General features: G+C 49.3%; 13 protein-coding genes. 5 read left to right on the forward strand and 8 right to left on the reverse strand.

From position 1 onward, the window contains the following. Nucleotides 1–68 precede the first annotated feature (68 nt). Entirely contained in the window at nucleotides 69–1,571 is a 1,503-nt protein-coding gene (locus tag KK083_RS13055) for a PhoX family protein (protein WP_254163684.1), read from the reverse strand. A gap of 211 nt (nucleotides 1,572–1,782) precedes the next feature. Here KK083_RS13055 and KK083_RS13060 point away from each other — a divergent pair, with 211 nt between their 5' ends. From KK083_RS13060 to KK083_RS13070, 3 genes are all read left to right on the forward strand, one after another. Further along, nucleotides 1,783–2,313: a DUF2911 domain-containing protein gene (locus KK083_RS13060; RefSeq protein WP_254163685.1), complete on the forward strand. Its 531-nt coding sequence runs from the start codon at nucleotides 1,783–1,785 to the stop codon at nucleotides 2,311–2,313. Nucleotides 2,314–2,318: 5 nt separating this feature from the next. After that, nucleotides 2,319–2,834 (forward strand): hypothetical protein, encoded by a 516-nt coding sequence (locus KK083_RS13065; protein ID WP_254163686.1) that lies wholly within the window; start codon nucleotides 2,319–2,321, stop codon nucleotides 2,832–2,834. Between the two features lie 75 nt (nucleotides 2,835–2,909). Beyond that, on the forward strand, nucleotides 2,910–3,602 hold the full coding sequence (locus KK083_RS13070; RefSeq protein WP_254163754.1) for a 3-keto-disaccharide hydrolase: 693 nt from the start codon (nucleotides 2,910–2,912) through the stop codon (nucleotides 3,600–3,602). Nucleotides 3,603–3,656: 54 nt separating this feature from the next. On the opposite strand, the gene KK083_RS13075 is transcribed toward KK083_RS13070, so the two are convergent. Then, nucleotides 3,657–4,778 carry a C1 family peptidase gene (locus tag KK083_RS13075; protein WP_254163687.1) on the reverse strand — a complete coding sequence of 374 codons (1,122 nt, stop codon included), beginning with the start codon at nucleotides 4,776–4,778 and terminating at the stop codon, nucleotides 3,657–3,659. An 11-nt stretch (nucleotides 4,779–4,789) separates the two neighbouring features. After that, nucleotides 4,790–5,977 (reverse strand): PQQ-dependent sugar dehydrogenase, encoded by a 1,188-nt coding sequence (locus KK083_RS13080; RefSeq protein ID WP_254163688.1) that lies wholly within the window; start codon nucleotides 5,975–5,977, stop codon nucleotides 4,790–4,792. 266 nt (nucleotides 5,978–6,243) lie between these two features. Here KK083_RS13080 and KK083_RS13085 point away from each other — a divergent pair, with 266 nt between their 5' ends. Beyond that, nucleotides 6,244–8,154, forward strand: coding sequence for an ABC-F family ATP-binding cassette domain-containing protein (locus tag KK083_RS13085; protein ID WP_254163689.1), 1,911 nt, complete (start codon nucleotides 6,244–6,246; stop codon nucleotides 8,152–8,154). 114 nt (nucleotides 8,155–8,268) lie between these two features. On the opposite strand, the gene KK083_RS13090 is transcribed toward KK083_RS13085, so the two are convergent. From KK083_RS13090 to KK083_RS13100, 3 genes are read right to left on the reverse strand one after another with little or no spacing between them, the layout of a single operon-like run. Beyond that, nucleotides 8,269–8,463 carry a hypothetical protein gene (locus tag KK083_RS13090; RefSeq protein WP_254163690.1) on the reverse strand — a complete coding sequence of 65 codons (195 nt, stop codon included), beginning with the start codon at nucleotides 8,461–8,463 and terminating at the stop codon, nucleotides 8,269–8,271. Between the two features lie 51 nt (nucleotides 8,464–8,514). After that, nucleotides 8,515–10,341 carry an outer membrane beta-barrel protein gene (locus KK083_RS13095; RefSeq protein WP_254163691.1) on the reverse strand — a complete coding sequence of 609 codons (1,827 nt, stop codon included), beginning with the start codon at nucleotides 10,339–10,341 and terminating at the stop codon, nucleotides 8,515–8,517. Further along, entirely contained in the window at nucleotides 10,322–10,906 is a 585-nt protein-coding gene (locus tag KK083_RS13100; RefSeq protein ID WP_254163692.1) for an RNA polymerase sigma factor, read from the reverse strand. The genes KK083_RS13095 and KK083_RS13100 overlap by 20 nt, the downstream gene beginning before the upstream one ends. A 64-nt stretch (nucleotides 10,907–10,970) precedes the next feature. On the opposite strand from KK083_RS13100, the gene KK083_RS13105 reads away from it, so the two are divergent. Beyond that, on the forward strand, nucleotides 10,971–12,263 hold the full coding sequence (locus KK083_RS13105) for a type IX secretion system plug protein (RefSeq protein WP_254163693.1): 1,293 nt from the start codon (nucleotides 10,971–10,973) through the stop codon (nucleotides 12,261–12,263). A 34-nt stretch (nucleotides 12,264–12,297) separates the two neighbouring features. Here KK083_RS13105 and cas6 read toward each other — a convergent pair whose 3' ends face one another. Next, entirely contained in the window at nucleotides 12,298–13,098 is an 801-nt protein-coding gene (gene cas6, locus KK083_RS13110) for a CRISPR-associated endoribonuclease Cas6 (RefSeq protein ID WP_254163694.1), read from the reverse strand. Nucleotides 13,099–13,219: 121 nt separating this feature from the next. Then, nucleotides 13,220–14,320, reverse strand: coding sequence for a redox-regulated ATPase YchF (gene ychF / locus KK083_RS13115; protein ID WP_254163695.1), 1,101 nt, complete (start codon nucleotides 14,318–14,320; stop codon nucleotides 13,220–13,222). Between the last annotated feature and the right edge of the window lie 326 nt (nucleotides 14,321–14,646).

Genomic DNA, 14,646 nt, shown 5'->3' on the forward strand with positions numbered 1-14,646 from the left:
TTCAGAACACGATCCTCATCCAACACACCACCCCTCCTGACTCCTTACTCCTGGCTCCTTACTTCTTTTTATTTATCTACTCCTCTCACAATAACAATCTGCCCTCCTTCCGTGTTGTTGGTAAGCTTATTCGCTCCATCAACATCAGGGTTCTTGAATTTGTTGTCAAGCCACGAGTGTGGATGTATGTTGACAATGAAAGTCTCAGGTACGCCTATGATATCGGAGATGTCGTACATAGCGCCGAACTCCCAGTAGCCCTTCGTGGTCTGCACGTTCACACCCGCGGTATTGTACTTGGCGTTGAACGCGGCATCGTCGCGCCGGTGGTTCATGTTCAGCCACGCTTTGTTCTCGCCTGTGGAGATCCTGTATTGCCAGATGTACGAATCATGCTGCGCATTGGTATAAAATGAGTCTCCATCTTCCTGCGTATAAACGACGTTCTCCGTAACACAAAGGTTGTCGGGGTTGATCAGACCGTTTCCTGCGTCGGCGTCTCCATCGATGGCGAGTTCAAGCTTACCTTTCAACGGGTCAGCAGCATCCATCGTTAAACGGTATACACGGCCCCACATGGTAAAGCCCGGCTGAGGGTTCACCCTGTCAGGTGATTGTCCGGTTGCTGTAAAATATACCTGCCTGTTGTTGGCGGCGCTTCCCTTCCTGTAATCCACATCTTCAACACGTGAGAAGCGGATGGCATTCAGCGCGATGTTCGCCGTATTGATATCCTTGCCTGACATGTCTTTGGTAGCTTTGGTAGCATTGACTTTCACAAACTGCACATCATACTGCTGGCCTTTGACCATATCTGTTTCTGTGGTGTTGTTATCGGTACGCTTCAATACATACAGATCGCCATTGTCAAGATCTCCGACCGTGTTGCTCATATACATGATCAGCTGTCCTGCGCTCTGATGCGCTGAGGTGAAAGACTGATCTTCGCCCATAAAAACCAACGTTTTGCCGGGGTAAGCTGCTTTCGGAAGCGGCACTGCGTTCTCCATGTTAGCCCTGCCCAATGCAGGTTTTGTTCTCGAGGTCTTCTTGTCGGCAGCGGCAAGTGGATCGATGGCATGCACGAGCGACTCTTCACTCGACTCGCCTGCTGTGAGGAACAGCGGACCAAAGCCATGCTCATCAGGTGTTGCCAGGGTTGCAGAGCAAAGGCGGAAACCACCGCCGTCGGCATCCATGATATACTCTCCTTTTACGGGCTTGAAGGTCTCATCGAGATAGATCCTGGAAACAGCCCAGTGGATCTCATGGTTGTTGATCATGATGTAACCCTTACCATCGGGGTTCTTCATCAGGCCGGCGCCATCGGGCTGTGCACCGAAGATAAAACCAGGGCTTTCAGGCAATACATCATCCGAGCTGATCAGCGTGGAGATCTTGAGCTTGCTCTCAAATCCGGGCATCGCATAAACCAAAGATGGGTTTACGGATTTGTCTGTAAAATCGATCTTCTTATTAGTACCTGAACCTTCGTCTGAATCGTCACATGCGTTCAGTGCCGTCAGCGTCAGGGCAGAAACAAAGAGATAATGCGTGAATGATTTATTCATGGAGTTAGGTTAGTTGATGCCCGAAATTAGAGCGCCAGTGCTAACCCGTGTTCACGCCGAGTTTATCAGATCATTAACATACACCATGCCCGGTCTCCATGGCTTCCGGCCAAGCTACTATTGCTGAAAGAGTTATGACTTTGGCCTGCGGCGGTGGATTAATATAATGTTAGTATTCAGATGTATTCTAAATTACTATATTTAAGCTGGTATGAAAATAAGCATGCTGGGATTGGTCGTCCTTTTAACCGGAGCGCAAGTGCTTTGCGCGCAGGAGACTTTCAAAACGCGATCGAGCCCGCTGGCCCTCACACAGATGCGGTACCAGAACACGTATGTTAAAATAACGTACTCTCAGCCGCAAAAACGGGGGCGCGAAACCTTCGGCAAGCTGGTTCCCTACGGAGAGGTTTGGAGAACCGGGGCCAATGAAGCCACCGAGATCACCCTTACCGGAGATGTTATGGTAAACAACCAGTTATTAAAAAGCGGCACATACTCTATATTTACTATACCACAGCAAGACCGGTGGACCATCATCATAAACGCCGACGTGGGATTATGGGGCTCCTATAACTATAACCCCAGGTTCGACGTGATGAGGTTTGACGTTCCGGTGCAGCGGAATAATGTGTTTTTTGAAGGTTTTACCATGTTGTTCGACCAGAAAAACGATCTGGCAGACCTTTTGATAATGTGGGATACTGTAAAACTCTCCGTACCCTTTAAATTTATTAACTAGCCGAAATGACGACGCGAATTCTCTTACTCTTTTCCATTGTAATGTTTGTGCATACAGCCCGGGGCCAGAATACAACCGAGCTGGAACGCAGAAACGGCTTTAAAGACATCAAGCTGGGTATGCTCATCGATTCGCTGAAGGGCTCCAAGCTCAAAAAAGAATTCAAGGAGCTGGACGAGTTCCCGGCCAAGCTATTTACAGTAGACAATCCCGCCTACGCCAAGATCGGAGAAGTAAATGTGAACAAGGTGGAAGTGAAGACCTACAAGGACCTCGTCTACCAGATCCACATTGTTACAGACAAAGATCCGCGCCTGATGAAAGCGCTGGAATCCATCTATGGAAGATCGAACTACGACATGAAGAAGGAAACTTATTTCTGGAAAGGCCAGGACATTGTTTTGAAGTTCAAGTCTTACTCGAGAAACGAGCTGGAGATGATCTATACTTCCATGCAGGTGCTGGGCCTCATGAAAGAAGATAAAGGAAAAAAAGTACAGGATATAGCCGATGACTTTTAATTGATTCCATTTTATAAATCCAACCCTTATATGATGACGAGAAATTTTTTGATCGCCGTTTTTGTTCTGACAGGTATGACACATGGTTTTTCACAGGAGATCACAGACCCGAAAGTAACCGAGGTTTGGGAGCCCGAACCGAAAGTGGTTACACCGGGAACCAACGGTTCTGCACCTTCGGATGCCATTGTGTTATTCGATGGCAAAGACCTGAGCAACTGGCTTGACAAAGACAACAAAGCAGCACAATGGCTTGTGAAAGATGGCGCCATGACTGCCGTAAAAGGCAAAGGCGATATCAAGACCAAACAAACCTTTGGCGATATTCAGCTGCACATCGAATGGAGAACACCCGCCAAAGTGGAAGGTGAAGGACAGGGCCGCGGAAACAGCGGTATCTTTCTGCAGGAACGTTACGAGCTTCAGGTGCTCGACTCATACAAGAACCGCACTTATTCCAACGGACAGGCTGGCTCTATTTACAAACAAACGCCTCCGCTGGTGAACGCCAGCAAAGGACCAGGCGAGTGGCAGGTGTACGATGTGATCTTCATCGCACCTAAATACAATGACGATGGCTCTTTAAAATCCGCCGGCAGGATCACCGTATTCCATAACGGTGTCTTGATCCAGAACAACACCGAGATCCAGGGCACCACCGAATACATCGGGAAACCGAAAGTGGTGGCGCACGGCAAAGCATCGATCAAGCTGCAGGACCATAACAATCCCACAAGCTTCAGAAATATCTGGGTAAGAGAATTGTAAGCCTTAATCGTCAGACCACTGTCTTCACGCCGATGGAGCGCAGTGGTCCGGCGACTATTTCAATCCCAGCTTCGCCCGCAACGTATTGTCTAGTGCTGCTTTAGGAACTACGAGGCTTATGGTGTTGATGGCAAAATATGCTTCCGACACATTGATGTATCCCTTGAACGGCCCCTCCTCCCCCCACGAGTTTTTCACCAGGAAGAATTTTTTACCAGCCGGAGTTTTTTCCAATCCCACCAGGTGCATCAGGTGATCGTCTTGCGTGACCAGCGTCTCGAAGAGCTGTTGCCTGACCTGCTGATCGTAAGCACCTTCTTCAGCGTCCGGATCGATGGGGCGTGATACCTTTTTGCCATCGTTCCAGTTCAGCGCAAAACCATCGGCCTGTTTGAAGTTGGCGTTGCTCACATCGGCATCCCACATCACGGAATAACCTTTCTGGATGGCGAGCTCCACCAGCGACATCATATCGTTCAGGGGAATGTTATAGTAAGATTCGCTCCCATAGTTGTCGGGGATCTCAAGAATAAAAGGCGCATAGAACGGATGATGCGTGAATGACGTGATGAAAACGTAATCGTCTTTTTTGAACTTCAGCACTTCCGATGCAAAGGTCTGTGGCGTATAGACCTTCTCGTTGTAGGTGAACTTTTCAGGAGCCTTGCCCAGGTGATCGTCGAGAATGGATTGGAAACCCTCCATCCAGTTTGCGGGTACCGGCCTGTATTTCAGAAGGCTGTCGAGATAAGATTTTAATCTCACATCGAGCTGCCGGTGGTCGTGCTGCTTTTTACCGAGCAAAAGTCCTGAGTAGACATTTTCCGGCACGGCACCATACCGCGCCATGGCATTGATCACGTCGTTGCCGAGCCCGCCGGAGCTGAACTGGGCCTTTCCCTGGCGAAGGATATAATTGCGCGCTTTATCTGTGTAGATGTTGCGCACGGTAAACATTTCAGAAAGATCAAACACACCTGCTTTTGCAAGCATGGCTTGCGATTCTACCAGTGAAGTGGTGGAGAAGCTCCAGCAGGTGCCTGTATGCGCCTGGTCTTTCACCGACGTATGGTCCACTTTTTTAACAATCGTGAAGGTGTTGTGATCAGCGGGAGGCTGCGCGAATGCCGCAGCTGCGCTTGTCAGCAAGATCGCTGCAAAGAAGGTCTTTTTCATATGATATTCATTTATCCCTGATAGGTGATTCTGTAAATGACATTGGCCTGGTCATCAGAAACCAGCATCGAGCCATCAGGCAAGATCAGCACATCCACAGGCCTGCCCCACACCTTCTGCGTTGCATCATCGAGCCAGCCGCTGGCAAAAACTTCGAGTCCCTCCGATTTGTTGTTAACGATCTTCACGAGGCTGAGGTCATGCCCGCTTTTCTTCGAACGGTTCCACGATCCATGACGGGCAACGATGAGCTGATTTTTGTATGACGCCGGGAACATGCTGCCGGTATAAAATTTCAGCCCCAGCGGTGCAACGTGTGGTCCCATCTTTTGAACGGGCGGGGTAAAGTCGCTGCAGGGTCTCTTGCTGCCGAACTGCGGATCTTTGATGGCTCCCTCGTGACAGTATGGATAACCGAAGTGCATACCGGCCTTCGGGGCGGTGTTGAGCTCGCAGTTCGGGATCTCGTCACCCATCATATCGCGGCCATTGTCCGTGAACCACAGCTCATGTGTTTCAGGATGCCACGTAAAGCCTACTGTATTTCTGATACCGCGGGCGAAGATCTCGCGCCCCGATCCGTCAGCGTTGATGCGTGTGATGCTGGCGTAGATCTCTTCCTTCGGCTCGCAGATATTGCACGGCGCGCCAACAGGTACATATAATTTTCCGTCAGGACCAAAAGCGATGTATTTCCAGCCGTGACCATCCTGTTTTGGATACTGATCGTTCACCACCACGGGCTGGCCCGGATCGTTCAGCTTCGATTCGATGCCAGGGAATTTGATGATGCGGGTCATCTCGGCCACGTACAGGTCACCGTCTTTGAAGGCCACACCATTAGGCATGTTGAGACCCGATGCGATGGTCCACTTCTTATCGGCCTTGAAGTCGCCATCTGTATCCTTGATGGCGTAAACCTTATCGCCATCCCTGTTACCTACATAGATGATCCCGGAAGGGCTTATCGCCAGGGACCTTGCATTGTTAACTTCGGCATAGACGTCGATCTTGAAACCCGCAGGAAGTTTGATCTTGTCCAGTGGCAGTGACTTCGCGTAGTCAGTCAGGGCAGCCACGCTTCCGTCTTCGGTTTTGATCGTATCTGAATCCTGGCTCTCCTTGTTATTAGAGCCATCATTGCCGCAGGCCAGCAGCAACAGCGCCAGCAGGTATGTAAAATGTTTGAGATGATGCATAGCTGGTAATTAACATCCTTAAATTAAGAGATTTTTATCTTCAAACAGAGTCATTAATTCCTTTCCCGCGCCACGATTGCTATCGGGAGCAGGTTTGCGCAAAGGTCATGAATTTATCTGCGTGGATCTGCGCAATCTGCGGGAAACAAACCTGAAAAAATCATGCGAAGTAGCTATTTTTGTGGTTTGATCATGAGGGAATGGAGGCCAGTCCTGGTCAATCCCTTGGCTTTTACATTAACCTTCTGATCCTCAATTAAATAAACATGCTTTCAATCACCAATCTTTCATATTTTATCGGTGGCCGTGCGCTGTATGAGAACGCCAGTATGTTCATCAAGCCCAAAGACAAGATCGGGCTGATCGGGCTGAACGGACGCGGAAAATCCACCCTCCTGAAGCTGATCAACGGAGATTATAAAGCCGACGCCGGCTCCATCAGCAAGAGTAATGATTGCACCATCGGTTTCCTCAACCAGGATCTGCTGTCATACCAAACAGAAGATGCCATTGTAACAGTGGCCATGGAAGCTTTCAAGGATGCTGTTGATACACAGCGGCAGATAGAAAAAATATTACACAAGCTGGAGACCGAGTATTCTGATGAGCTGGTAGAGCGGCTGGCCAAGCTTCAAGAAAAATTCGAACACCTCGACGGCTATTCCATGCAGGCAAAAGCGGAAGAAGTGCTGGAGGGTATCGGCTTTTCTACCAGCGATCTGCACAGGCCCTTAAAAGAGTTTTCCGGCGGCTGGCGCATGCGTGTGATGCTGGCCAAGCTGCTGCTGGAGAAGCCATCGCTGCTCATGCTTGACGAACCTACCAACCACCTTGACCTTCCTTCTATCGAGTGGGTGGAAAATTATCTGCGCGATTACGAAGGGGCTGTGGTCATTGTTTCTCACGACCGCCGGTTCCTGGATAATGTTGTGACCAAGATCGTGGACGTTACACAACAGCAGCTGGTCACCTACGAGGGTAATTACTCTTTTTATTTGCAGGAAAAAGAACTGCGGCAGGAGATCCAGCAAAATGCTTATGAGAACCAGCAGCAGAAGATCAGGCAAACCGAGCGGTTCATCGAACGTTTCAAAGCGAAGGCTACCAAGGCACGCCAGGTGCAATCACGTGTGAAAGCGCTTGAAAGACTTGACATGATCGAGGAAGTCACTGACGACACTGCGGCGGTGAATTTCAAATTCAGGTTCAGCCAGCAGCCCGGGCGTTTTATTATCAACCTCAAGGATATCTCGAAGTCATACGGACCGCTGGAGATCTTAAAACATACGTCGGCCTCCATCGAGCGTACAGACAAGATCGCGCTGATCGGTGCCAACGGCAAAGGTAAATCCACCATGCTGCGCATCATTGCGGGAGAAGAGCCTGTTGAAGGCGAGCGCACCATGGGTTACAATGTGATCCGCGCCTTTTATGCGCAGCACCAGTTGGAGTCACTGAATGTAGAAAACGAGATCATTGAAGAGCTCAAGCAAGCCGGCTCCGGCAAAACGGAGCAGGAGCTGAGGAATGTGCTGGGATGTTTTCTTTTTTCGGATGAAGACCAGTTCAAAAAGATCAAGGTGCTGTCGGGAGGAGAAAAATCGCGGGTAGCCCTGGCGAAAACGCTGATCTCTGAAGCAAACTTCCTGCTACTGGACGAGCCTACCAACCACCTGGATTTTATTTCTGAAAATATTCTGATCCAGGCATTGCAGCAATATGCGGGAAGTTTTGTGGTGGTATCGCACAATCGTCACTTCGTGAGTCAGATCGCCAACAAGATCTGGTATATCGAAGACAAGCAGCTCAAGGAATATCCCGGCACGTACGAAGAATACGAGTACTGGAAAAAGAAGAACGAGGCTGCGGCTGCGTCAAAACCGGAACCTCCGAAACCAAAGGTGGAAAAAAAGCAGGAGACGGCACCCAAAACGCCTACGCAGACCACACAGCTGAAGACATTGGAGAAGGATCTCAAGAAGGTTGAAGATCAGATCGAGACCCTTCAGAACAGGAAAGCACAGCTCGAGCTCGACCTGGCTTCGTCGGAGATCTATGCCGATGCGGAGCGGTTGAAGAAAACGCAGAAGGAATTTGAAAAGGTGAATGGTGAGCTTAACGTGGCCAATGTACAATGGGAGAAACTGGCAACCGCCATCGACGAGCTGAATAAATAACGATGACATCCTTATCAGAGGCGCCAACTCCGGGGACAGAGCCTTTCCCCGGAGCAATGGCTGCACTCTTATCGAAAACTGCCCTATTATTCACAGAGCAATATCTTGAGGCTATTATTTATCGTTTCGTTTTACCTCCTGTGTGGGAGTTTTAGCAGCAGGTTTTCCGTACGAATATTTGGTGGCAGGCCCGCCCTTGTCCGTACATCCCTCCAGTATCACGCTGACTCCGAGCAGGATAGTAAGAAACAGGAGCGCGTACAGAGATACGTGGAGCCGTTTTTCCAATCTTGTTTCTAATGTTTCCATAGTGGGCCGTTTCGATGGTTAGACACCACATCCGGTCAAAGGGTTGGAAGCCTAGTTAAAAATATACCGGAATCTTAATCCCACATCAAAAGACAGGCGGGTAGCCCGGAAATCGTCTGATTTATAAATATTTGTGAAAGGATATCTCATTCCAGGGTTCAGGGCAATGCGGTAGCGCCTGCCGAACCGGTAGCTCACTTCCGTGCCCATCAAACCGCTTAAATTCACCTGACGGTACGCACTGCCTTCAAAATCAGCATCTACTGCCTGCCCTTCCACAACAGCGCTGGTGCTGATGTTATTCTGCAACAACAGGTCTGTTGACACCCCGGCGTTCAACTGTAAGCCAAAATCCCTGTTTACAAGCATATAACCTGCCTGCATCGGCACACTCAGATAGCGCACACTATTATTCACATTGTACGGCGGTGTATCCACCACAGCTTGCCTGATATCGCTTTCCGAGCTCATGAAGGCGTCCTGCCTAAAATTGGAGGGTGCCTTTAGCATACTATTGTTGGGATCAGGAACCAGGCCATTCTGTGTATAATCAGATGCCTGGGTGAGGTAATTCACACCTCCCTGCAATACCCAACGCTCAGACAAACGTTTTCCCATGTTGACACCTACCGAATAGGTTGAGCCCTTGGCCTGCATCTCTTTACTGGCATTGGTAGAGGCAAAATTACTCGCCGCCATCAGCATGGGGGGTGAGGTTTTTGTCACAACCGGGTTGAACGATCCCGCTGCAAATCCCACGGAAGTCCAGAGCCTTTCACTTCCGCCGTGTTTGTCTTTCTCACTTTGCTTTTCCTGTTTTTCGTCCTGCGCTCTTACCTCCTGCTCACGGCGTTCCAGCCTTGCCAGCATCAGCGCCACAGGGTCTGCTTCGGCTTCTTTTTGGGCAACGATGAGCTCAGGTTTTCTTTCCACCACCAGGGGCGGCAGCTTCCGCTCAAAAGCAGGTTGAAATACACCCGTGGATTCTTTTTCATCTTTTGATGGATGTTCCGAGATGGCTACAACCTCCTTCGGTGAAACGTCGGTGGGTGAAGCTGTCATTCCATTGACAGTAGACAACGCAGCTTTGCCATTGTCCCTTTCTGTGACTGATGCCTGATCCGCTGCAGCATTGTTTTGCAGGCCATTGCGATGCGTACTGTTGTCTGCGATCAATTCACGCGATTGCTTATCAGCGATATGAGATGAGGTGACATCCGATGTGTTATTCTGTGTTGCAGTACCGGATGCATTTCGTTGCGATCCATCTGCGTTCTTCGTTTCTGCCCGGGCGATACCCGTTTGTGATCTTCGTGCATCAACCTGTGATGCCTGCTGGCCACGGTTATCCTGCTGCACTGCCGTATTTGCAGGGTTGTTATTTGACGGCGCGGTCGATTCTGTGCTTGCCGCGATGGGCTGATCATTTCTTCTGTTCAGGTCTTTCCGGTTCATATCTTCAGCAACGTTGCCATCAGCAGATCTGTTTTGTTCGTCGCCTTGCTGTAAAGTGCCGGGATCTACTGCTGATCGCTGTGTTCCGGCGTTTTCTTGATTCTTGTCTGACGGATTGTTCGAAGCAGGATTCGCAGACCGGGTGGTTAGATCATCGGCTGATGCTCCTGAATTGGGTTGCTGTAATGCAAGCGTGTTTCCCGGGTTGTTGGTGTTTCCGATATATACGCCCAGCCCTATGCCCAGGGCAAATATCACTGATGCCGCGGCCAGCAACTGGTAGAACACCAGCCTGCGTTTGAGCTTGCGGGCCTTGGCTTTCTCAAGATCCAGTTCGATGTTAGTCCATACGTTCTCAGACGGACTTATCTCGGCCTGGTCAAAAGCTTCCTTCCACGATTCTTCAAACTTTCGCCTCTCCATATTTCGCATAGTACGATGACTCCTTCAATAATTTTTGTTGCAGCAGACTCCGGGCGCGCGCATACTGTGACTTCGATGTTCCTTCTGATATGCCCAGAAGCTCTGCAATTTCTTTATGATTGTATCCCTCGATGGCAAAGAGGTTGAACACGATCTGGCATCCCTGCGGCAACGACTGGATCATCTCCAGCAATTGTGTGAAATGGATGCCGGACACACTGGTCTCGTCTTCCGGCAGATCGAGCTCCTCCACGTCAACCATGGGGAACAGGTATAACTTTTTCCGTTGTAGGTTTAAGGCGGTATTCACCATGATGCGGGTGATCCATGTTTCCAGCTTGCTTTCCTGGCGGAAATCTTTCAGGCCCTGAAACACTTTCACAAATCCCTCCTGCAATATATCCTCCGCTTCGGCCGTTGTTTTCGAATAACGCAGGCATACGGTGGTCATTTTTCGGCAATAGCGGTCGTACAGAGCCTTTTGAAAGCTCCCGTTACCCTTGCGGCATCCATCTATAAGCTCCTGTTCGCTGAGCATGAATCCGTATATACGGCCGTTTTCCATTGTATTAGATACACCCTTACTTAAAAAGGTTGGAATTGTTTTTTATCTTTTTGCCCTGAAAATCATGAAAAGCACAATATTTCTTACCCTGATATCACTTTGGCTGCTAGGAGCCTGTACACCTCTGGCGCAGTACCAGGGCAACGCCGGGGCAGCTACGAAAGTACTGAGAAACATCGACTATGCCTACGAGCCGCAGATCAAAACCGTGGTAGTACGGCCGGCTTACGGCGATCCACAGGCCTTTCTTGAACCCGCTGTTACCCGCCTGGGGCAATGGAACCTGATGCTGGAATTCGATGACCTGCACACAGCCCGCGACAATTACTATATCCGCCTGGTGCATTGTAACCGCGACTGGACAAAATCAGACCTGCAGGACCTCGACTTCATGACCGACTTCAACGAGCTGCCGATCAACAATGCCGAATTCTCCGTGGATACCTACATCCCTTATGTTCACTATTGGATCAACCTTCCCGCCGTGAAGCTGCCCGGCAACTACCTGGTGGTGGCCTACCGCGGAGGTGACAAGAACGACATCATTCTCAGCAAACGTTTTATGGTGTACGACACACGCGTGAGCTTTGAGAACGAACGCAATCTCATCGGCGCAGGCAACATTGCATCGCTGAATCAGCAGATCAATTTTACGCTCAGCTACAAGAACCTTGACATCATCAACCCGCTTGAAAGTGTGAACGTGGCCATCCGGCAGAACCAGCGCTGGGATAACATCGCTACTGACATCAAGCCCAGCTTTGTGCGCGAGATCGAAAAACAGCTCGAGTACCGTTTCTTCGACGAAACCAAGATGTTCAAGGGTGGCAACGAGTTCCGTTTCTTCGACATCCGTTCGCTGAACTCTCCCGGAAGGAATATTGCGTCGGTGAACAAGATGACCAAACCGGTAGACGTGTTCGTTGCACGCGACAAGTCGAGGGCCGGCGAAGCCTATTCACAATATGTCGATTACAACGGAGGGTTTATTCCTGCGAACCTCGATTACAACAGCGAGAGCTTTAACAATTACGCCAACATCAACTTTACGCTGGCTTCGAAAAGTCTGCCAGGCGACGTATACGTGACGGGCAAGTTCTCACAATGGAACCTGGACGAGCAAAATAAGATGACCTTCGACAGCGCGCACCAGGAATATCAGGCCACTGTATTGCTGAAACAGGGATGGTATGACTACCAGTATGTGGTCAAGTCGAAAACCCTTCCACCCTACTATCTCGAGGGCAGTCATTTCGAGACCGAGAACAGCTACGAGATCTTTGTGTATTACAAGGCTTTTCAGCCGCGGGCCGACCTGCTGATCGGGTATATCCGGCTGGAGAAGAATGAACGTTAAGCGTAGCGGAATGACTGGATCGAATGAACAGATGTTATGCGTAGGTCATTTCCTGCTCCGCCGTGGTATGAATGGAGTCGTTGCTGGAGATGTCGAGCATACCGAAACCTTTATGGGTAAAATATCCCAGGCCATTGTCGTACACGAACTGCTGCACTTCTTTGGCGGCGTACAGCGTAAAAGGGAAAGTATAACCGCGCACTTCGAATTTGATATCGTTATCGAACAGGGGATAAATCCTGGCAAATTTTTTATGCGATGACTGAATGCGCTGGATATAATCGCGGTCAGGCACGATCTGAAATTTGTAGAACGATGCCAGCTGCTCGGGGGTGTACTTGCCTACAGTTTCCATTCTTGCCAGCGTCGACTCATACAGCAGGTCTGAGAATTCATCACTGTCTGGCGGAACGAATTTTTTTCCACGTTCGTCATTGAAGGCAGCCTGGATAAGAACAATGGGTGAAATACACAGGAACCTCGCCTCGTCGCCGATCTGTACGGGTTCTTCGGCTTCAACGCTTTCAGGAACAAGATGCAGGTTTCCTACGATGATCTCTTTCTGCCTGAACAACTGCTCCGTGAAATAATCCATGAACTTCTTGTCGGAGCATGCAAACACCAGGGTGACCTTCGAGGAGTAGTAGTGAAGTCCTTTGCGGCTTACCTTGGTTTGGCCTTTCAGACCGGAGAAATTGAACTGATTGAACTCGAGATAAGATTTTTCAGGACCAAAAACGAGCAAACCTTTGATCACCTGCGCTAACAAATATTGGTGATGGAACGGAACATAAGCTCCCCTATTCTTAAGCGAAAAAATGATCCTGGTTCTCAAACCTGAAAAAATTTATGGGGCAAAAAAAATGCTCAACCTCTAACCCCGCTTTAGACTGAAACTGAGCGGTTTATAAAACTAATAAAAAATCAGAAAGGTTGTAATCTTCCGTAAGGAATCTTTAAACATTAAACCGAAAATGCATGATGTCTCCATCCTCCACCACGTATTCCTTGCCTTCGACCGACATTTTGCCGGCTTCCTTACAGGCTTGTTCGCTCTTATAACGTTGATAATCAGCGAGCTTAATGACCTCTGCCCGGATGAAACCTTTTTCAAAATCGGTATGGATAACCCCGGCTGCCTGCGGTGCTTTCCAGTTTCTTTTTATGGTCCAGGCGCGCACCTCTTTTTCACCGGCGGTGAAATAGGTAATGAGGTCAAGCAGGTGATACGAAGCTCTTAAAAGTTTATTCAGGCCCGATTCTGTGAGGCCGTATTCCTGTAAAAATACCTGACGGTCAGCTTCATTGTCGAGCTCGGCGATCTGCGCTTCGATGGCGGCGCTGATGACCACCACTTCGGCGTTCTCTTCTTTCACCAGATTGCGAAGCGCATCCACATGTTTATTGCCGGTGTTGACAGAAGCCTCGTCTACGTTGGCTACGTAGATCACCGGTTTGGCTGTGAGCAGCTGCAGATCGGCTACGGCTTTTTTATCTTCTTCGTCCGTCAGCTGCAGGGCGCGTGCGTTCTTGCCCGACAGCAAGGTTTCTTTGTACAACTGGAGAATGGTAAGCTCTTTCCGGGCTTTGGCGTCGCCGCTTTTTGCGGTTTTTTCGACCCTGGATATTTTCTTGTCTATGGATTCGAGGTCTTTGAGCTGCAGCTCAGTGTCGATGATCTCTTTATCGGCCACCGGGTCTACACGGCCGTCTACGTGAACAATGTTATCGTTCTCGAAGCAGCGCACCACGTGCGCAATGGCATCAACTTCGCGGATATTGGCAAGAAACTGGTTGCCAAGTCCTTCGCCCTTGCTGGCGCCTTTTACGAGACCGGCAATATCAACAAACTCAATGGAGGTGGGAACCACACGCTGGGGCTTCACCAGTTCTTCCAGGATCTTCAGCCGGGTATCAGGTACGGAGATCACTCCCACGTTGGGCTCAATGGTGCAAAAAGGGAAATTCGCCGCTTCCGCCTTGTTATTTGAAATGGCATTGAACAGCGTTGATTTTCCAACATTCGGCAGCCCGACAATTCCGACTTGAAGTCCCATAAAACAGATAAAAGATTTAAGGGCGCAAATATAACCAGGATTAAAGGATTTACAGGATTTACTGGATTTTTTGATGCGATGAGACTACAGGATTAAGCAGGATTAAAGGATTTACAGGAATGTGGATTTGTGATCCGGCAGGATTGTATCAGGATGAGGGGATTTACAGGATTTAAGGATTGGATTGACATAAGCAGAATCATCGCAAGCCGGAGTTAAAGCTGTTAAATCCTGTTAATCCAGCCAATCCCTTAACCTTGGTCAATCCTGGTCAATCGTGGTCATTAAAAAGCCCTTGATTGCTCAAGGGCTCTTTTAGGTATAGG

Origin of the sequence: Chryseosolibacter histidinae (assembly GCF_018598225.1) — a bacterium.
Classification (GTDB): Bacteria; Bacteroidota; Bacteroidia; order Cytophagales; family Cyclobacteriaceae; genus Chryseosolibacter; species Chryseosolibacter histidini.